Origin of the sequence: Aureimonas psammosilenae, assembly GCF_009176975.1 — a bacterium.
In the GTDB taxonomy this organism is placed as follows: Bacteria; Pseudomonadota; Alphaproteobacteria; order Rhizobiales; family Rhizobiaceae; genus Plantimonas; species Plantimonas psammosilenae.
Genome location: NZ_WEZG01000025.1, coordinates 1 through 19,847, shown reverse-complemented (window position 1 = coordinate 19,847; position 19,847 = coordinate 1). Strand labels below are relative to the sequence as shown.

Genomic DNA, 19,847 nt, shown 5'->3' with positions numbered 1-19,847 from the left:
CCCCCCCCTATGCCTATGAAGATTAGAGGGCGACGTCTGGTTCGGCGTAACCTTCTTCTTCTTCAGGCGAGAGCTTATCAAGCTCAGGGTTCTTAACGAGGACGATGTTGCCATAGATGTTGTGGTCAACGATGTCACGAGTGGCCTGTCCCCAAGCGACCATGTTCTCTAGGTTGGTTGGGTCAGTGTTGATAGTGTCATAGATCCTAGCTAAGTAGCCAGGCAAGTTGTATCCATGTTGTTGATCCCATAGATACCAGTCTTCATACTCAGTCCATGGATTGTGAGGGTTGTCCATGGTTGTTAGCATGTAATCATTCATAGGTTAACCATCTCCTTCTATCCATTGATTGCTCTAGAGACTGTGGTAGTTGACACACCTAACAGTTCGGCAATCTGTGCATAAGTATATCCATTAGCATGTAACTGTTTAGCTTTAGATAAACGAGATCCTTCAATTGTATTTTTAGGACGAGGTGTTGCTAATTCTTTTAATTCATCATCATTCATATTTCTAACAAGTTTAGATAACATTGTTGGCGAAATAGCATTGGCTTGAATAGCATCCCATTCGTCAGGAGTAATCTTAACTGGATTACGTTTAGCGCCAACTTCTTGTCGAGCTGTAGTAATTGCTTGTTGACGTAACTTCTTAAGCTCTTTCTTATCGATAGGATTACCTTCACCACGAGTCTTAATTTCTTTATCAATTTTACGTTTAGCTAAGAGTTGTGCTTGACGTTCTTTAGGTGCGTTAGATAATGAATCCTTAAGCTTAGCCTCAAGAGAAGCGACTTCGTCTGCATAGATTAGTGCAGCCTTAGGATCTTTCTTAACATTTTTAATAAGCTTACGCTCTTCATCTACTTTAATCTTACGAGCTTTTAATTCATTAACATAGTTAGCATAATCTTTCTCACGTTGATCTGATGATGGAGTTAAGAAGTCACGAGCATCTTTAACCATTGTGATCAAAGGTACTTCGACTTTACCTCTAGTAACTGTTTTTGTTTTACCAGTCTTAGGATCTTTAACTTCAACATCATATCCAGCAACTTGTACTGTATCATTTTTAGAACGAGAAACAATTGTAGAACCAGATGTTTTCACACGTTTAGTAATAACATCTCGGAAACGTTTTTCATCTTGAACTGTTTGCGTCTTACGAGTTCGTTCATCGAAACGACTATAAGATCCATAGTCCATTGTATCTACGTGAGCCATATACTTTTTCTTCAAGGCTGGAATACCATTCTCAACTTCACTACGTCTGTAATTAAGTTTGTGTTTAGCTGAGTCGATAACAACCATTGAGTGTTTAACAGCTCGAGTTAACTCTTCATCCGAAGCACCTTTCAAAGTCATGTCAGTAATCAGGTTACTGATGACTCCCATTTCTCTATTGGTTGAAGTACCTTTAGTCAACGGTTTAAATGTGCCAGGTTTGTCTTCATACATGTTAGGATCGAAGTCTTCGAGTCCTTTTAATGCTGGACGAGTTTTATATTTACCTGCATTGTTTGGCAATACATAAGCTGTGTCACCATCGAAGTCCGCACCAGACATCTTCTGTGCAACCTTTGGATGAATACCAATAGCATCAGACGCATCACCTACGATCTTTCGACCTGGCGAGTTCTTACTGTTGTTAACAATAAGTTCAGGCAACTCAAATGTACCTGCGTGTGGATAACGAATAAGAACTACTCGTGTTCCGTCAGGATAGTTAGGCGCGTAAACTTCGTTTTCTTTTAGTTTACTTACAGGTAAGATAACATGAGGCGCGAATCCTTTTGGAGCTGCTGCTTTCAAATGAACTTGTTTAGATTCAAGATCAGAACTATAGCTTTCTAAAAGTTTAGCACGAATAACTGGATTGTCAACTTTGCTAATTTCTTCGTAAACTTTATCAACTTCTTTTAGAGTTGCTTTAAGACGTTCACGAACTACAGGTTCTGGTTGTTTAGAAAGGAATTGAGAAGACAATGCTTTACCCCAATCATTCCAGTCACCAGCTTCATTAACGATATTAATTGCACCAGTTTTATAAATAGGAGTTCCAAGTTTTCGGCCTAATGCTTTTTCAGCTGCAGCTGTACGTTCTTCATCTACAATAGGTTTACCATTCTTATCCAACATAACATTTTGTCTTTTGATTGTAGCACTGAATGGGTTATCACTATCAAGAGCACGCTCTAAAGGTTTAAGAACTTCTTCTTTAGTTTTGTTTTTAGTTTTGTTTGTGTTGAAGATAATATCAACACCATCAGGAAAGTCTTTTGGGTCTCCATAGATAGCCATACCTTTTAGGTAATGAGTTCCACCTACAGCAATACGAACTTGGGCGTATTTATTTTTACCCATATCCAAATCTTTAGTACCAGGACGAAGTAACATTGTACCATCCATAAGACCACCATCGACATCGGTTTTACCATGTCCTTTTTCACCTTCAGGAATGGCATAGCGAATCTTAACACGACTCCAATCAATAGACTTAGGAACATTAATTGCTTGGATCTTAGTTGTTGAACCACCATCCAAAGACATATCCATAGTTTTGATACGCTCGGTGTGATGACTAACATCTGTATATGATGTACCTTTAGGGACTAGGATATCAGTTGGAGTACTATTTCCATCTGGGTTGGTGATTTGTTTAATACGATATTTAATAACTTCGTATTCACCAGAATCAACTAGACTTTTAACAGCATTATCTAATTTAGTTTTACTGACACCCATTTGAATGTCAACACCACGACTGACGTCGATGTAAGTATCTTTACTTACACGACTTGCAAGTAAGTCAGCGACTTCAGATGTTTGACGTTTTACATTCTCTTTAGATTCATCACGTTTTAATTCTTTATCAACCCAAGAACGAGACTTACCAATTTTGTCTGCAATCTGTTGTGGGTTTAATCCGTGTTCTTTTAGAGATTTCGCAGTTGCTCTAAGACGACGTACTTCTTCTTCATGGGCAATAGCAACACGAGCACGAACAGCGCCAGTTGATACACCAAAAGCTTTTGCAATTTCAGCTTCAGTCATACCTTTAGATTGCATCTCTCTACGTGCTTGCATGAACTTCGCATTATCACCATGTTGGTATGGGTTTTCACCACTACCCCAAGGATAACGACCAGAACGACGTTTAACTCCATAGTGTAACAGAATATTAATACCTTCTTCGGAAATTCCATCATGGCGTAAAACTTGTTCCCAAGCTCGAGTAAAATCCATTTCATCGATTGCTTGTAGATCTATCTCGTTGTAGTCTTTATTGAATTCGAATTCCACGAAATTCCCCTTTCTTGTAAAAGTTTGAGTTAATTGCACTTTTGCATCTTTGGTTGATGCACTTTTTTATTTATTTATACTACTATATATTATTATAAGTTTATAGAAAATAGAAGTGTAAAGATGTAATTTGTACAAAATAATGCAAAAATATTCATTTTTTAGGGCAAAATGCCGCAAAATATACAAAAAATGGCCATTTTTAAGGAAAAATATACAAAAAAAATTGCACTTCTAATTGCACTTTTTCGATTTCAAAAGATGTAATTGCACTTTTCTGAACGGCTTATGTTACAATTATGTTACAAAAAATTGCTAATTACACCTTTCAAAAGATGTAATTGCACTTTTCTGAATTCAAAAGATGTAATAAAAAATGCACAAAAGTGCAAATTTTTTAGTCTATACTGCGATTTCCCATTTCACATTTCTACACTAATACATACATAATTAGCTTAAGTATACCAACGATCACTGAAGATAATAATAAAATTGATACGATAGGTACGATAACTACCAAAAACATATAGACTAAACTAAACATACATCCCAACCAAATACCAAAGTATTTAAATGCTACATACACTAATAGAACAGCAATAATCGAAAATAGAAGTGCATTAACCATTAGTATCCCTCCGATTTCATCTTCTGAATAACTGAATCCATCTCAACAATCTGGTTCATAGTATTACGTACATCAACAGGTTCAGGGAAACATTCTTTGTATCCACGACCTTGATATAAACGTAGTTCAAAGTTCATCTTTTCAGGAGCTTTACCATACTCTAAGCAAAAGATCGCAGCATAGATTAGCAACTGGTCAAAACTAGGTTTCGATGTTCCCGTCTTCAAATCAAATACCAAAAGGGTCTTGGTCTTCTCATCAAATTTAATTGCATCAGCTGTACCAAATACATAGTCAGAGTAGTACAATACTTGTTCAGACTCCATGCCTAAACCCATTGCATCTAGTACAAACTGAATTAATGCCTGACGTTCGTTAGTTGGGTCAACACCCAATTTGATCATCTCTGATGCAAGCGCGTGTAATCGTGTTCCTTTCTCTTTACGAAGGTTATTTAAATACACGTTCTGCATCTTCTCTTTGTCATATCTTAGCCAATGGTATCCAGATGGACTTAGCATTGCATGCTTTCCTTCTAGTCGCCAGTGGTCGTTCCAATTAAAAACCATAATTAGCCTCTCATCTCCCTAATTAATTATAAGTCAAAGAACGAACACAATTCACGAAATACTTTATCGGCGTTTTCAGGATAGACAAATGAGCTGTATGTATATTTACTAAAATGATTAATATACCAATCTTGATTAGGTCTATGACTCGCATTTTCCGAACGCTTGAACTCTAAGATCGCGTATTTATCACGAAAATATACAACTCTATCAGGAAACCCTTGAATAAGACTAGCATCATTCTTCATAACATAAAGATCACGATGCAACCCTCGAAGTTTTCTACAAAACTTTTGTTCAAATGGTATTTCAGTAGTAGCCATTTTGATCATTTCTCCTTTTTTATCCAATTAACACCGAACAATTCTTCACTGAATGCTCGCTCATTAAATTTCTTTTTATCGTTAACAGCTTTTAGTATCTTTTGGTCAATAGAACTATTAGATGTAATATAATAATAGTAAAGATCCGTATAAGACGTGTTTAAACGGTCTATACGTCCTTCTGCTTGCTCCATCTTCTTATACGCATAATTAACGGAATAGAATATCATACAATCTGTAGTGATACAATTCCATCCTTCTGCGCCTGCTGTGTACTGAACTAAGTAAACCCATTTGTCTCCATTAGGTATACGATCATGTCTTTGACCATTCCACTCACCATATTCAATGCCATATTCAGAGCATATTTTGATCAGTATCTCTTTCTCATAGACATAATTGTAAAATATAATAGAGCGGTTATGATTGTTAATTAGTTCTGTAACTTTAGCAATTCTATCTTTACTAGAGTTAATAACTCTACGTAATAAGACAGATAGTTCACTAGCAGTCTCGATAGGTCTGTCATCTAAGAAGTTAAACCTATTTTCGATTACTTTACTATACATATCTTTATCATAGTCACAATATACATATTCACGATGTCGTTTGGTTTTTCTTGCTACATCCATTTGAATAAGTATTTTACGACGGTACATCTCAAGAGTAGCTTCACCAACATAATGATCAACTACTGGATATTTCATATATGATTTATAAATAACATGTTTATAAATGAAATCAGATTTATTTCTTACGAAGCCATTAGCAATGAATACTGGAACATAATCCATCCAGTTATCTCCAGGCGTAGCTGAAAGCAATATCCAATTGTTTTCTTCATTCATCTTAGTAATCTTAATGAATGTCCTTGCCCATTTACCATAGCCTACTACTCGTTGCTCATCAAATATAAAACAAGCATCAGTAACGGCTTGGTATTTGCCAATGTTATTCCAAGAGTCAATTATATAATCGGTTACACCACATGCCTCGATACTTTCAGCCCAGTCAGATTTCTCATGACCAGGCTTAATCATATCTCGGTTTGCTGCTGTTGTAATTACTATTAACGGTTTGTCTGAATGATTTAAACAATACCAAGCAATAGAAGTAAACGTCTTACCTGAGCCAACTCCACCTACAAGAATACATCCGTTGTGTATCTTTTCTAGAGCTGACTCCTGTTCAGGTAATAACGTAATCTTCCCAACAGTAACAGTCATAATTACATACCTGCTGTGCCAAATTCTTCAGCAAATGGATCTTCAAAGTTATCTTCTGCAAGACGGAAGTACCCAACACGTAGGTAAAGAGTTGTACCTTTGTTACCGTTGACTTCCCATTCACGAGGCATAACAGCAATTGTACATCCTTGTCCGTTAATACCTGAGAACACTAGGTCGTCCATTTTACGAAGCATAAGGTCGTCATTGTTATTTACACGAGTAACTGCATCTCCATCAACTAGGAACATACGAACTGTTGAGAAGATATCTGGACCAGATGATACTTTGATTTGAACTGTAGGTTTGCGACCTGTATCAACAGTACCATCTTGATTTAGTGGCCAACGAACATTACATCCCATTTGTTCAAGTTCGTGTGCTGTACCTTCTTCAATAACAGCTGAGAAGTAACGGTCATGGTTACGGTTCAATGTACGGCCATCTTGTAAACGTACTTCATCTCCAGAGAAGTGTTTGTAAGTTACACCAATGTTACGTAGTTCGATAAGGTTGTTTTGTTTTTCGTTTGACATAATAATGTCCTCCTTTAAAAAAATAATATATTAATGAAATAAAAAAAATAGGAAAGGGGTGAATAATAAACGTAGAACAATACACTCTTCCCCTTCCCTTCTATCATAAGGGCTGTTTTTTGTACTATTGACGCACCCTAGAAATTTTAGTTGTAAACTTTCGCAAGTTCGATGAGTACGTCTTTTACCATTACGATATCTACATCTGAGTTAGACTTCAATGCTAAATCATATAAAGAAGTAGCATTCGCACGGATAGCTTTTAAAGCAGTAGTCAGAACTATAAAATCTTTATCAATCTCTGCTGTCGACTTAGCACGATCTTCATATAACTTATTAAGACGATCTTGAATAGATATAAGTAAAGATAGATAATTTTGATCTAGCAATAGTTTATGGTATCGATCTTGTGATTCAACTGTATGTACTGAGATCACAGTATTCTCCGCGGTTAACTCAGGTTCAGCCTCTCCTTTGTTGCCTTTCTCTTCAGGTTCTTTATTCTCTTTATTGTGAGCAAAAACTTCTGCTATTTGTTCTGGTGACATTTCCCATTTAGGATCGAATGGCGATTCAAGTGTGTATTCTTTCATTTTAATCATCTCCTTAATCAAGTAGTTCGTCAATTACTTCATAAAATTTAATCATTAGGTGTGGCTTCCATGGATCGTAAAGATATCTCCCAACCCGTGTGATTCTCTCAATTAATCTTTCTGCTTCGTCTTCAGAGTATTGCCCTGAATTACGAATACGAGCGCAAATCTCAATATACTGAATTTCTAACGTCTTCATTTCTTCTTCTGTAAAATCTGAATCATTACTAAAGTTATCAAACAATCTCATTTTCATATCTCCTTATAAGTTGTTGTAATTAATTATTTGTTGGATTGTTATAGGTAACGTCATATACAAGTTTTCCCTCTGTAATTTCGAATTGATTTGGCAAACATCCTTTTCGTTGTCTAATCATAATTTGCTTAATATCATTTGAGAATGGGTTGGTATCTTCTAGATTGTTAGCAAAGATCATGATTGGCAACTTCTTATCATCAAGATTGAATATAGCATGTTTAACATTTCGTAAATCTAATTCATTATAAAGACGTCCTTCTGTACGTTCATTAGGGCGAATAGATAATAGGTAATCATAAGCATCATGTTCAGCATCACTTTTGGTCAAGTACACTCGCTCGAATCCCAATAGAGCTTGCTTATTTGCAAAAGCTTTGTAATCTAATTGAACAACTTTATATTTAGGATATCCAACTGCTGTCATAAGATATTTCCAAATGGTTGGTTTAATAATCTCATCTTCCTCAAGTAAAAACTTAAACTCAAATGGCACTAGAGTAGAATATTCTAGAGACTCATCTAAACCTAGACTGGTGATAGCTAACTTCCATAGTTTCTCAATTTCCTTATCGGATAAACTTTTATAAAAATCTTCAAAAGTACGGGTATAAAGGTTTACTACTTTGCCTCCAGTAGCAATTATATAAACTTTCTTTGTGGTAGATATTGAGATAGGGAATCCATTTTCATCATATAGGTACATTATTTTAATCCTCCTTTTGCACTCTGTTGTAAATAGCATCACTTACGCTGAAGTCTAAACTGTAACGCTCTTTTGTTATCATTAGATCTACAGTTTCATCCACTATTGGCTCTCGGTCTTTCATCATTTGTGGGGTCATGTCTTCTTTCTTGACCATCTTTGGATAACCATATTTGTTTGAGACTGCTTTATTAGCAATGGTATTAGCTTTAATATAATCAACATCTATAGGTGTTGATAATCCATTATGCAATCTAGTCATGGCTTGCTTTTGATGCTCTTTATCCATCATTCGAAAAACTTCAAAGCCTTCCAAACCGGTTTGCTCACGTAAGTATTTGATAACGCTGAATACCCAATCTTGAAAAGCTTCTGCTTCTGGTTTACGTGATTTGAAGATAGTTTTATAAATACCAATTTCATTGACGAGAAGTGTGTTGTGCGGCCGACCAAATCTGTCATTTAATAGGTAGTTTAAAACTACCCTATCATCTAGACGCTGTTTAACCAATTTCGCTTGTAACCCTAACGGCTTACAAACATCTGCCAATACAGCCCACCATTCTCCATTAAGATCTATGAACCTAATATTGTAACCATTCCAATTTTCAACCCTAATTTCGTTGTTCATTTTAATCCTCCATTATAAAACTTTATATTCAAATTCTTCTTCTTGGCTAGCCCAGAAATCAGCATGTCCTGAACTACTAACATCATCATTATGATCAACGCCTTCCATTAACAATAGTCTTTCATAATTTAATTTTCTACGAACAGATCTAGCTTTTCTTTTACACGCTGCTTTACATCCTTCAGCCATATGAGTTGTGTAGTACATATCAGTTTCATCATCATACATAATAAAAGTATTAACAAAGAACGGATGTTCTAATAACCAGTCAACTACATTTTTAACAGTTAAAGGTTGCTTTCTTTCAATTAGCATAAGCTTCCAATCCCGGATAGCTTCAACATCGTATTTAGCTAATTGTTTAAGAGTTGGAGAATACATTTTGAACATACCTCTACGAGCAATAGATTCAATACCTCGATCTACTTCTGCCTGTTTAGCAAGCACATTCATTAGGAACTCTCTAGTTACAGGGTTAGATTTATTGAATTTAACAAATTTACTTTTAACACCGTAAGGTTCTAAATAACGTTTAATATATTGTTTACGACAGTTTCTAATATAGTTTCCACATGTATCACAGAAGTCATTAACATAAAAAATAATCATTTAATTTTACCCTCTTTCCGAAGTTTTATAATTCGTCTATCAACAGTTCTATTATTCAATCCTAATTGCCTAGCTATAGACCTATTAGAGTCTCCCTCGTTATGCATAAGAATCAACAAGTCTTCGTTAATCTTACGAGGTGGGCGTCCCATAGTCTTTGTAGTAGGCTCCCCTAAATATCTATTTAAACGTTCAATCCAAATTGGAATATTCTCTCCTTGTATAGGCATAAATCCTCCTATTAATACAGATAGAAACCGTATAACCAACCTTTGCTCCCAATGTTAATAACTTTGGTATAATGATTGCGATCCCAGATATGAGTAATAGTGAGACGATGACCAACAACATCCTCAACTACCCATATACGTTCTCTAGTGTCAACAAGTAAACTTCCTTCAGCAAGATCTTTTATTTTAATCCTAGTGCTCGCATCATACTTATACTTCTTCATTATATTATCTCCTAATATTCTTTCACGTTTCTTAATAGTCAACTATATCCCCATCGCATAGATGACGCCGTACATACGTTTAGTAAGCTTTCTTTTTGTTTCTGGATCTGATTTTCGGTTGGTAATGAAATATAGCGGATCTTTTTTATTATTATTATTATTATTATGGACGATAGCACTATCATCCACGATAATTTCACCTTTTTCGATGCCACGTCGAAAACCCCAATCTGTGAGACCGTAATACTTAGCTGCTGCCATTTTAGTCCCAACAAACACATCTGGCTTCCCATTAACAATTCTGGTAAATATAAGTTTTGGCGAGTTGTCAATCGTGCCTATTTCTGTGGCAACTAAACGCCCTGTTTTAATCCGTGCGCATACTGTCGAGTTCGAGATTCCAGCGTGTGCTGCTAGCTCCATTTTTGTTCCACTGAACTTCTCCCCTGTTTTTGTGTCGATAAAATCAAATATTTTAATCTTACCCATGTGCTATCTCATTCTTCCTCCTCTTTCTTGAATTGTTTGACTAACTGATTAGAAATACCATAAATATTAATTCGTTTATTTTTCTTAACACCTGGTTGGACGATTAGTTGTTCAACATCCTCCATATTATACACAGGCGCAATAGAATAATTTGTAACGTTAGCGAAGTCTAATCCATATATAGTATTGTCTTCAAGATTTAGAGAAACACGCGCTTTGTCTCTATAAGCATAATTAATATCACGTTCCTGATATGGCATAATAGCATAATAATGTGTACGATAAACAGCTTCATCATACGACACAGTTTTTTCGGTTACCATTAAAATGCTGAATTTTTCAAATCTATCTTTATTAAAGAATTTCACGAATGTACCTCCAAAAAATAAAAAGAACTAAAGCTAGAATTAGCCTCTAGCATATTTAGTTCCTTCAAAAATAATATTTCCATCTCCAACTTTATAGATATCGTCTACAGCATCATCTATAAGTTTACCATAGTAGCCCATATTAATATCGTCTTTACCTTTATATTCAGTTGATAATCTCCATGCCCAGTCTTTTGTACCAGCTAGAGCGCTGCGTTTAGAGACTTTGGTTTCAGGGAAGTTATTATCAATAATATTTTGAACACGCTCTGGACTAATATTAAATCCTCTAGCTATGAGCTCTTTAGAAATTTTAGCCACACGGTTTGCTTCCTGTTCAGCAAGAGGTAGTCCTTCATAATCGCGTTTAGGAAGATATTTTTCAATAGGTTTCTGTACCTTAGTTTGAATAGACTGAGCAATATTTTCCTCACGTATAGCACATAATTCTTCACCAGTAAGTGACGCATATACATAAGCATTCTTACCAATAAATCTATCACCTAAATAAATAGGAGCTGTACTAGATTTAAGCGTCATGAAATCTTCTTCAACAAGTTCTTCATGGCTAAACAATTTCTTAAACACAAATGGTTCTGCATATTGAGCGCCAACAGCTTCCCAGGCATGAGCATCATATTCAGGTTTACCTTCGATGTGTCCAATGTTAGTAGATTTATTAGTCAGTGCCAATCGGTCAAAGATACATTCAAGTTCAAACGTATAACCAAATTCGTTTGCACGATCCATAGCATATTGAATGTCTTCTTGAAGATAGTTTGTGATCTTCATAGAATCGGTCTTAACGTGAACTACATTACATCCTCTTGCATTTAATTCTTCTTCCAACATCATCATAAATAGAGCACCACGTTTAGCAATAATGTTATCAACATTACGTGGGTCACGGAATTTATTATCATATTTAGCAGAAGTCATACCATATACGATGTTAATGATAATCTTCATAGCGTGAGCAAGACCTTTAACCAATGAAGGGTCATTTAAGAATCTAGAAAGCTTCTTACTTAATGCTGGATCGATATCATCAAATGCACTAGCTGCTTTATCTAATTGTCCATGTTTGATATACATACGACATTTAACCAAAGCTTGGAACTTAGGAGTATATTTACCAAAGTAATTAATCGCAATCAATGAGTGTGGGTGTAGTGAGGCAACGTCAATATAAGTAACTAACTTACGACGCCCTGTTACGGGATCTATAATATTACCCGCATTGTAGTCTTTTACTGATACGCCGTATACACCTGGTTTTGATGATACATATCCTCCTTCAGAAGGATCTTTACCATGATAATCAGAAGCTGGTTTACGATTAGGATCAAAAGTATAACCTGGGAATTCTTTTGCTAAGTCATACCAAACAAAGTTATCTTGTGGTCGTTGATCATCACCGAACAAGAATTTCTCAGCCAATGTTTGAGTTTTAGTATTAGGTGACATTTCAGTAAGTTCACACATTACTTTACGAGCCATCCAGGCAGGTTGTCCTACATGCTTATCGTTGAATACTTTGTCTGTTGCATCTACGTCGTGCATACAGTACATTGCACAACGAGCCCAATTAGACATAGCTAGCGGTTGATCCCAAGGGAACTCAAACTCGTCATGAGTAAGTCCTAATGCAATTTCCCATTTCTTAAGTGACTGCTTGATATCCATAAACTCATATAAGTCAGCATATGAAAGATTATAAGCAGCAGGCTTCATACCACCATCACCAGTGTGATTGATAATATTTTGAGACTGCATATACAATTCCATTGGTGTAGCACCAAGACTTGCATTATATAAAATATGGTTATCATACTTACGGTTGTTAAATCCGATTAATGGGAACTGCAATAGATATTCCAATTGGTTTACAGTTGGGTTAGCCCAAATACCATAATCTTTGTTATTATGTTCTTTATACCAATTAGATTTAATAGGATCAGAAGATTGTATATCGCCTTGTCTATCAATACCTTCCATTAGGTCATCATAGACCCAAGATGGAATTTCAAATCCATTCTTCTTCCAACAAACTAAGAACAGATTTGAGAACACTTCAATATCAAAGAAGACGATATCTTTATCATCTACAACATCATTACCATTACCAACTTCTTCTTCAGTTTGGTACGTAGATAGAGTAAGCTTATTAACAATACCTAAGCAATAATCACTATTGTTTGTTGAATGCATCGCAAACTTAGTCAACGGATCTAACATATCATTAAGATTATATTTAACACCAGTGTCTTTTGCCTGTTCAAGCACTGTGTAAATAAAATCAATTTCTGGTTTGGTTGCACTATGATGAACCTTATCTATGCAGTTCTCAATGAATGTGCGTAGTTTCTTTTCGGTCCAATGAATATCTTCAATATCTTTATACATAATAACCTCTTTCTCCTTCAGTGGCAAACCTGTTGCAATATGAGCAATAGGAAGATCGTTACATTTAATAAGTTTTCGTCTTAGAGAAGATTTGCCAGTATATACTTTAATCTCAACATCTTCTTTAATTAAATTCTTCAACTTTGTAACATCGCCATCATACCAGTAATGTAGATGTAATCCACCTCCTGATTTTGAGACTTCAGCATATGTTTGTGGATAGTTAAGAGCTTCCTTGATATTTAGAGATAAATCTTTTTCGCCTTTCTCGTTCTTCATATCGAAATCTAAAACGATATGATTTTGAGGCACTTTAACATAGTGTAACTCGCTAGTATCGATATCTTTTAAAGTTGTAGTGACTGTATCCCATTTATACTTAGGAGTACCGTTCTCATTAGCTAATTGAGCAGGATAGTCTGCAGCTTCTTTGTCAAATAAAGATGGTTGCTCAGCTAGATTTAACCATACATTTTTCTTACACTCTACAAGATTTTTAGGTTTAGAGCCACCATTTAAAAATGGAAACTTCTCATACTTGAACCCTGAATAATATCGTGTTAAGCGAACACCATCAATCATTTTATACTGATGATAGTCCCGGTAGTAGTCGTGCAATCTTTCTTTAACTTTTGCTTTAATACCCTTTTCTTCCCAGCCTAGTTCTTCAATATATGATTTATATATAGATGCAGCTTGGTTGAGAGTAATACCATCTTTATCTGTAAACAAAGGAAGATTTTCACGCACACAAGCATGGAATTTGTCACTATACATCACCATGTCTTCATCGCGATAATTGTCATAATAATCTTCCCCTAGTTCATTGTAACGATCAATCGCCTTTTGTGCGATGTAAGGTATCTCGTAATTAATATCATTCATTAATCGGTTGTAGTCGTCTTTTGAAACAACATTACCACTAGGATGAACTACTAGAGCACGACGATGAATACCAGAGTTAACATTCTTGGCATCATAACACGCATTCGAAGCCGTAATCAACAAACCTTGAAAAGATACCGAGTATCCATCTTGATAAAGCTTACGAACCATAACAGGTTCATGCGATACAAGCTTCAATAGATCGGTATCTTTTTTAATCTTATCGATTTTTGAATCCGAATCCACAAGTAAAGGCACGTCAACAATTTGACTGGTACCGAATTGGTTTCCACTTGTAAGTTTTTCAAGATCAATGTCAGCTCTGTAGTCTTGGAATATTTTACTGATAATGTCAAGCATGGTACCTTTACCTGTTCCTGCGGCACCATACAGAAATAGAAATTTTTGAATTTTAGGCATATTACCAGTAAGCAACGCTCCTATAGCCCACAGAATTTTATCTAGTTCTTCAGGTGCATATAATGTTCCTGCTAGAGTATCAAAGCTATCGCATTTACCTTGTTGTGGATGATAATTCAATTGTATTGTCGAATAGTCATCACGAGTTGGTGTTTGGTTGTCAAAGAAGATCTTAGTGTTGAATGCTACATCTTTACTTTGTAAAGCTTGACAGTATTTTTGGAACTTGGTTACGATACCCGAGTTGCTATTTTCAGCGAGACCATATTTGATAGTACTACCTGGGCTTTCATTTTTAACTTCGTTAACAGCCGCCATAATATTACCATCAATATTCAGAACGATATCTCGTAAATCCTTACTCCATTGCTCGCCGTCCCAATAGTAAGCGAATGCACCACCACGCACAATCAAGTCATCATTATAAACATAGTTGAAGTCAACATCAACCTTATAGTCAAACTGAGAGCGTTTATCAAATGGGCCCTCGGTTGTTATTTTATAGAAATCTGGTTTATATTTTTTGGTCATTAATAACCGCGACCCTCCTTTCTATTTTTTTTATATTAATAATACGCGACTCGTTTAACTTTACTTAGATCTATAATTTCTCCTCCACTAGGAATAGAACTATCTTGAGTGAATTTCTTGAACTTCCAGCAATGTGTTCCATTTTCATAGGCTGTTAGAAAATCTTGCCATTCTGTTTTTGGAAGTACATACGTGTTGTATTCATCCCAAGACCAATATAAAGTCACAACCATGTAATCGCTTGGTACATAATAATTATCAATATTCATACTTTACTCCCATTTTAATCATCTTCATGCTCTGCTTCATAGTCTAACACACGACTCAAGAATGAGTTCCATTCGTTACGTAGAGAGTATTGTAAGCTATATTTAGCATCTTCTTCACCCCAGTATTGGTCTATACCTTTTATAAGACGGAAGAGACCATATGAATCGTAGTAGTCATTGTGATAACTATGGTTCTGAATAAGATCTACGATATTTAAGCGATCCGCTTCTGATAGATTATCTGTATACCATCCAATGCTATTCATTACATAGTCCATCATAACAGCCCAGTTAAAGTTATACATATCATAACCTACACGTTTGATAGCATAGTCAATCCATTCACCTAAAGTAATTTGATCTGGTTGTGAATGAACAGAGTCTGGTCCGAAGTATTGTTTACGTACTGCTAGAAGATCATCTATAACAGCGCTATCATTGTCGCATACTTGTTCTAGATCAAGGTTGTAGTCAAATAGAGATTTCAATTTTCCTACAAAGCGGTTGAAATTAAACTTAGAATGTTGTTCGTTATTACCATCATTAAATGGAATACCATAGTGGTTTGCAAATTGCATTGCACGAGCGAGTCCGAACTCGGCATCGTTACGATATGGGAATGTAATCATATCAAAGTATGAAAATAATACTTCTTGTCCGTTTTTATCAATTTCTTGTTTCATAATATTGTTACTCACCTCAATTCTACGAGCTTCCTCCTCAACTATTTCTACTGATAAATCACCTTGCTCAGTATCATAACTAGGATTTTGATCCCAAACATTTGTTACATCTTGGTTAGTGTGGATGAACTCAGAATAGTTATGTACTTCTTCTGGTTCATCATCTAACTTTTTTGTGTAGGTACCACCTTCGTTAATTGGGTTAGCGAAGACATTAAAAGGTACTGGTTTACCTTTACCTTGTTTACGCATTTCTTCAAATTCTTTATTTTCTTCAAAAGACACTTTACCGGTAGTTTCATCTACGATAACATCTTTTTCCATTTGTTCATAAGTTTCAAGAGCTACTTCTTTTTCATTTAAAATGTTACGAAGACGTTTGTTCTCAGCTTTTAGTGCTTCAATCTTTTCAGCTTGTTCTTTAACTTTATCTTCGTATCTAATAAGCATGTCGTTAGCATCTTCCAATGTACTAACCATACGATCGATTGCTTCGTCTTGCATTTTAAGCTTCTTATATCCTAAGCTTCCAACAACTCCAGCTCCAATAGTGCTGAGAGCTGCAAACCCTAATCCGATAAGTTTTAGTTTAGACATAATAATTCTCCTCATTAATAAAATAAAAACAAAAAAGAAGAGCAATAATAGTGTTTACTAATGATGTATACAGAACACATCTTATATACATATTTAGTCGCAACTTTACTGTCTACATTACCCCTCTATATACATTACTTTTCTTTAATCAGTAAATATACTCACGCAAATCGTCATCTTCATTATCAATAGATGAAAGAATATAACGTGGTGTTGGCCATTCAACGTAAGGGATTTGTACACGACCTTCATCGTCTGTTACAGTTACAGCATCAACATCAAAGAATTTATTATCGTTTGTGTTGAATTCAAGATCAAAGAAATCAGAATCAGTGAAACCAAATCCGTAAATTTCACGTTTTTCCATATCAGTCAATGGCACTTGGAATAGATTGTAGATATCAATTAGTTCGATATAACCTTTACCCATAAGTTTGTTGTAAAGTGTACGTTCTGTTTGTACAGTTAACGCTTGCATTCCGACTACGTTATCACGTTCGTAGTAGTCAGATGCGTCGAACCAGAATCCACGAAGTAAATCTGGGCGTAGACGTTCTACAGATTCCATTGTGATTTTGTTACCATTTTCATCTTCAATTTCTTTTGTAGTTACTTCAACTGGACGAGTATCTACTTCTGGATGTTTTTCTTTAAGATAATTCTTAATACGGTCGTTCTCTTTGTGAGCTACAGTCAAAGCACTTGCAAGTGTATTTACACGATTAGTTAACACTCGTGTTGAATCCAAGATAAGTCCTGTACCACACATGAATGTTACTACTGACGGTGCCATTGCTAGACCAACACGTAATAACGTTTCAGATGTTTTAACTTCTTCTCCATTAGCAATGCGTTCTTCAACATCAGTTGTAATAGCATCCACTTTTCCTTTAGCATCAAATGCAAGTTTGACACTAACACCAATTGTAACAAGTCCTAATCCTGTTTCAATAATAGGACGGTTACGACGAATAAATAAACTAGCTTTAGTTGAAGCTTTAATTGCATTTCCTACTGATAATACTTTTAATAATGACATAATATTTTCTCCTATTTATATTTATTTTTCATTCTAATTGATTCAACGACTGCTATAATAACAGCTACTACGAACAGCAATACGCGAGCAACAGCCCACCCTAACATAAATTTAATAATAAAATCCATATTTCTTATTTTATAATCGAATCTAATTCGTCTCCTTTATCTACATGGTAGTATGTGTCTTTAGGAACAATATAATAATTACCATTTTCATCAATAATGGTGTAAACATTTTTATCATATATGTCACCAGATAATTTGCCAGAATAGTTATCGGCATAGTGAAATACTACAGGTTGTTTATCCCATTTGTCATAAAAAGACAAACCTAATCCGATTGCTAGTCCAAATATTAATCCAATCAGTACATATAATCCTGCATAACGTATTTTTGTTGATGATATCTTCATTTTAATCCCCTTTAAATTTGCAAGTCTGTCAATGGTGGGAAGTCAATAATATATTTACCACCACGAGTTGGACGAACCCGACTACCTGCAAGATTATTCCATCCGTAAGAACGCATAGTGTATGATGTGACAATTGTCGGATCGACCATGCGATAATATTCTGCTACAGGAATACGTCCATAACGTCGTACCCATTCTTCAAGTTTACCAAGTACGTAAATAGCATCTTCACGATTATTGAATTCTACTTCAACAAAATCTTCAAATGAATCCTCTGGCGCCATTGAAGCCTCTGCTTGTGACTGAGCACGATTGTATGAGTTACTATAGTTAACACGATTGTTATAGTTAGTACGACTAGGAGTATTCCATCCACCACTTCCTCCGTAACGGATATTAGAATTTGATCCTGTGTGATAATTATCACGATAAATAAGCATAGACAATGCTGAGCTACCCGCTTGCCATGTCATATCTTTAATGGCAGGTAATAACACATCACGAGCTAGATATTCTCCAATACCTTTAACTCCATTTGGAAAAATAGCATGCACAGTACGCAAGAATAGATTTTGCTTCTTAACACTAGTTCCACCTTTTAGTTTTAATGGTTGTGCTTGAGGTGGTGTTTCTGTAGTGGCAGAATTAGTTTTAGCATTGAAATCTTTTTCATTGATAGCTGCTGTGCGGTTTGATTTAATTTTGTCATAATCTGTCATTTGGCATGACCCTCCTTAAAAATAAATATGTGCAAAAAAAGAAAAAGGATTGAGTATATGAAGTACTAATCAAATAGCAGGATTCGAACCTGCGACCCTTCTCTAACTTAATAGCCGAATGCTCTAACCTCTGAGCTATATTCGATATAGTACTAATCAAACAGTAGGACTTGAACCTACGACCTTTCTCTAACTTAATAGAGAACGCTCTCGACCCTCGAGCTCTATTTGATAAATATTTAATATACACAATACTCCTTTCATTAAGAGAACTGTAAAAAGTGTGAAAGTCTTAATTGTTGTATAGTAAGATCTTTTGTCGACCAACATGCTCGTCAGACTCTGAAACCTTATACGCAAAGAACGTGTACAATCGTCCATTAAGATATACAACAGATCCTGAAGTAATAAGTCCACTAGTAACGTCAACCGTATCTACAACAGATAGGTTATCAAGTTCAACAGAAACAGATGATTGATCTTCGTGTTCATCATAATCGTCAGGATAAATAAATCGATATTCGTATGGTTCTAAGTTTAAAAAATCTGTCATTTTAATTCTCTCCTTTGCATCTCGTCAATAGCGGTTTCTCTATAGAAATATACAGTCCAACATCCTTTTATTTTATCATAGTAATATGATGGAATATGTGGATCATACCCAAGCTGTATATCTTCATTGTGGTTATTAAATGAACTGTAATAATTAGTAACATACTTAACAATTTCATCAAGAATCGGGTATTCTTCTTGAATAGTATTCGCATCGTATCTTAATTTATTGTGGTATTCGTTAATATTAATATACATTTTAAATGCAATATACTTATTATGATTTCCTACCTCTTTATCGATTGAGAAATGTGAAAGATACATACCTTTTTCGCCATAAATAGTCTGGTTGATAAAGTCAATAAACATGATTAGTCTCCTATCTTATTTGTCATCAATTTATAATTCGTCAAGGGCCAGTGTAATAAAAATTATAATGATTATTGCTAATCCATAAACAAGACTCATTTTAATCCTCCTTATGTTTAACGGCAATAATGTCATCCAAGTCTGAGTCCCAATCTTTTGATGAAAAGAATGTCGCAGTACCATTTTTTCGCACATAACTATCTACATATAATAAACCGCCTACACTTGTTGGAGTTCCTAAGATATCTGAATAGTCCACAATACATCCGTT

At 35.2% G+C, this 19,847-nt stretch carries 19 protein-coding genes, 1 tRNA gene and 1 pseudogene; all 21 read right to left on the bottom strand.

Annotation, left to right across the window (positions count from 1 at the left end):
* Positions 1 to 22: 22 nt before the first annotated feature.
* The 21 genes and pseudogenes from F9929_RS23215 to F9929_RS23115 all read right to left on the bottom strand — a co-directional run bounded on the left by F9929_RS23215 (position 23) and on the right by F9929_RS23115 (position 19,576).
* Positions 23 to 322, bottom strand: a complete 300-nt coding sequence (locus F9929_RS23215) for a hypothetical protein (protein WP_152048938.1) — start codon at positions 320 to 322, stop codon at positions 23 to 25.
* 17 nt (positions 323 to 339) lie between these two features.
* Complete coding sequence (locus F9929_RS23210) at positions 340 to 3,303, bottom strand: helix-turn-helix domain-containing protein (protein WP_152048937.1); 2,964 nt, start codon at positions 3,301 to 3,303, stop codon at positions 340 to 342.
* 627 nt (positions 3,304 to 3,930) lie between these two features.
* The gene (locus F9929_RS23205; RefSeq protein ID WP_152048936.1) at positions 3,931 to 4,404 is read right to left on the bottom strand and encodes a hypothetical protein; all 474 of its coding nucleotides are present in this window, start codon (positions 4,402 to 4,404) and stop codon (positions 3,931 to 3,933) included.
* Positions 4,405 to 4,828: 424 nt separating this feature from the next.
* Positions 4,829 to 6,049, bottom strand: a complete 1,221-nt coding sequence (locus F9929_RS23200) for a DEAD/DEAH box helicase (protein ID WP_152048935.1) — start codon at positions 6,047 to 6,049, stop codon at positions 4,829 to 4,831.
* A gap of 2 nt (positions 6,050 to 6,051) precedes the next feature.
* Complete coding sequence (locus tag F9929_RS23195; RefSeq protein WP_152048934.1) at positions 6,052 to 6,585, bottom strand: hypothetical protein; 534 nt, start codon at positions 6,583 to 6,585, stop codon at positions 6,052 to 6,054.
* Positions 6,586 to 6,731: 146 nt separating this feature from the next.
* Complete coding sequence (locus F9929_RS23190; RefSeq protein WP_152048933.1) at positions 6,732 to 7,178, bottom strand: hypothetical protein; 447 nt, start codon at positions 7,176 to 7,178, stop codon at positions 6,732 to 6,734.
* Between the two features lie 13 nt (positions 7,179 to 7,191).
* A complete protein-coding gene (locus F9929_RS23185; protein WP_152048932.1) occupies positions 7,192 to 7,428 on the bottom strand; it encodes a hypothetical protein in 237 nt (78 codons plus the stop codon).
* Positions 7,429 to 7,456: 28 nt separating this feature from the next.
* On the bottom strand, positions 7,457 to 8,140 hold the full coding sequence (locus tag F9929_RS23180) for a hypothetical protein (RefSeq protein ID WP_152048931.1): 684 nt from the start codon (positions 8,138 to 8,140) through the stop codon (positions 7,457 to 7,459).
* A 4-nt stretch (positions 8,141 to 8,144) separates the two neighbouring features.
* Positions 8,145 to 8,771, bottom strand: coding sequence for a BRO-N domain-containing protein (locus tag F9929_RS23175; RefSeq protein WP_152048930.1), 627 nt, complete (start codon positions 8,769 to 8,771; stop codon positions 8,145 to 8,147).
* A gap of 12 nt (positions 8,772 to 8,783) precedes the next feature.
* Positions 8,784 to 9,380, bottom strand: a complete 597-nt coding sequence (locus F9929_RS23170) for an arsenate reductase family protein (protein ID WP_152048929.1) — start codon at positions 9,378 to 9,380, stop codon at positions 8,784 to 8,786.
* Positions 9,377 to 9,487, bottom strand: coding sequence for a winged helix-turn-helix transcriptional regulator (locus F9929_RS24935; protein WP_407922275.1), 111 nt, complete (start codon positions 9,485 to 9,487; stop codon positions 9,377 to 9,379). The genes F9929_RS23170 and F9929_RS24935 overlap by 4 nt, the downstream gene beginning before the upstream one ends.
* A 389-nt stretch (positions 9,488 to 9,876) precedes the next feature.
* A complete protein-coding gene (locus F9929_RS23160; protein WP_152048927.1) occupies positions 9,877 to 10,323 on the bottom strand; it encodes a hypothetical protein in 447 nt (148 codons plus the stop codon).
* An 8-nt stretch (positions 10,324 to 10,331) separates the two neighbouring features.
* Positions 10,332 to 10,691, bottom strand: coding sequence for a hypothetical protein (locus F9929_RS23155; protein ID WP_152048926.1), 360 nt, complete (start codon positions 10,689 to 10,691; stop codon positions 10,332 to 10,334).
* 39 nt (positions 10,692 to 10,730) lie between these two features.
* Entirely contained in the window at positions 10,731 to 14,933 is a 4,203-nt protein-coding gene (locus tag F9929_RS23150; protein ID WP_152048925.1) for a DUF5906 domain-containing protein, read from the bottom strand.
* Between the two features lie 283 nt (positions 14,934 to 15,216).
* Positions 15,217 to 16,482 (bottom strand): hypothetical protein, encoded by a 1,266-nt coding sequence (locus tag F9929_RS23145; protein ID WP_152048924.1) that lies wholly within the window; start codon positions 16,480 to 16,482, stop codon positions 15,217 to 15,219.
* A 148-nt stretch (positions 16,483 to 16,630) separates the two neighbouring features.
* Positions 16,631 to 17,521 (bottom strand): DUF6353 family protein, encoded by an 891-nt coding sequence (locus F9929_RS23140; protein WP_152048923.1) that lies wholly within the window; start codon positions 17,519 to 17,521, stop codon positions 16,631 to 16,633.
* Positions 17,522 to 17,654: 133 nt separating this feature from the next.
* Positions 17,655 to 17,936, bottom strand: a complete 282-nt coding sequence (locus F9929_RS23135; protein ID WP_152048922.1) for a DUF1372 family protein — start codon at positions 17,934 to 17,936, stop codon at positions 17,655 to 17,657.
* 11 nt (positions 17,937 to 17,947) lie between these two features.
* A complete protein-coding gene (locus tag F9929_RS23130) occupies positions 17,948 to 18,655 on the bottom strand; it encodes a hypothetical protein (RefSeq protein WP_152048921.1) in 708 nt (235 codons plus the stop codon).
* 68 nt (positions 18,656 to 18,723) lie between these two features.
* Positions 18,724 to 18,800, bottom strand: a tRNA-OTHER gene (locus F9929_RS23125).
* 10 nt (positions 18,801 to 18,810) lie between these two features.
* Positions 18,811 to 18,887 (bottom strand): annotated as a pseudogene (locus F9929_RS23120).
* A gap of 317 nt (positions 18,888 to 19,204) precedes the next feature.
* Positions 19,205 to 19,576 (bottom strand): hypothetical protein, encoded by a 372-nt coding sequence (locus F9929_RS23115; RefSeq protein WP_152048920.1) that lies wholly within the window; start codon positions 19,574 to 19,576, stop codon positions 19,205 to 19,207.
* Between the last annotated feature and the right edge of the window lie 271 nt (positions 19,577 to 19,847).

Excerpts from the sequence above, each read along its gene's own strand:
- F9929_RS23215 (WP_152048938.1), bottom strand. The coding sequence starts at position 322 with ATGAATGATTACATGCTAACAACCATGGACAACCCTCACAATCCATGG.
- F9929_RS23205 (WP_152048936.1), bottom strand. The coding sequence starts at position 4,404 with ATGCAGAACGTGTATTTAAATAACCTTCGTAAAGAGAAAGGAACACGA.
- F9929_RS23200 (WP_152048935.1), bottom strand. The coding sequence starts at position 6,049 with ATGACTGTTACTGTTGGGAAGATTACGTTATTACCTGAACAGGAGTCA.
- F9929_RS23195 (WP_152048934.1), bottom strand. The coding sequence starts at position 6,585 with ATGTCAAACGAAAAACAAAACAACCTTATCGAACTACGTAACATTGGT.
- F9929_RS23190 (WP_152048933.1), bottom strand. The coding sequence starts at position 7,178 with ATGAAAGAATACACACTTGAATCGCCATTCGATCCTAAATGGGAAATG.
- F9929_RS23185 (WP_152048932.1), bottom strand. The coding sequence starts at position 7,428 with ATGAGATTGTTTGATAACTTTAGTAATGATTCAGATTTTACAGAAGAA.
- F9929_RS23180 (WP_152048931.1), bottom strand. The coding sequence starts at position 8,140 with ATGTACCTATATGATGAAAATGGATTCCCTATCTCAATATCTACCACA.
- F9929_RS23175 (WP_152048930.1), bottom strand. The coding sequence starts at position 8,771 with ATGAACAACGAAATTAGGGTTGAAAATTGGAATGGTTACAATATTAGG.
- F9929_RS23170 (WP_152048929.1), bottom strand. The coding sequence starts at position 9,380 with ATGATTATTTTTTATGTTAATGACTTCTGTGATACATGTGGAAACTAT.
- F9929_RS24935 (WP_407922275.1), bottom strand. The coding sequence starts at position 9,487 with ATGCATAACGAGGGAGACTCTAATAGGTCTATAGCTAGGCAATTAGGA.
- F9929_RS23160 (WP_152048927.1), bottom strand. The coding sequence starts at position 10,323 with ATGGGTAAGATTAAAATATTTGATTTTATCGACACAAAAACAGGGGAG.
- F9929_RS23150 (WP_152048925.1), bottom strand. The coding sequence starts at position 14,933 with ATGACCAAAAAATATAAACCAGATTTCTATAAAATAACAACCGAGGGC.
- F9929_RS23145 (WP_152048924.1), bottom strand. The coding sequence starts at position 16,482 with ATGTCTAAACTAAAACTTATCGGATTAGGGTTTGCAGCTCTCAGCACT.
- F9929_RS23140 (WP_152048923.1), bottom strand. The coding sequence starts at position 17,521 with ATGTCATTATTAAAAGTATTATCAGTAGGAAATGCAATTAAAGCTTCA.
- F9929_RS23135 (WP_152048922.1), bottom strand. The coding sequence starts at position 17,936 with ATGAAGATATCATCAACAAAAATACGTTATGCAGGATTATATGTACTG.
- F9929_RS23130 (WP_152048921.1), bottom strand. The coding sequence starts at position 18,655 with ATGACAGATTATGACAAAATTAAATCAAACCGCACAGCAGCTATCAAT.
- F9929_RS23115 (WP_152048920.1), bottom strand. The coding sequence starts at position 19,576 with ATGTTTATTGACTTTATCAACCAGACTATTTATGGCGAAAAAGGTATG.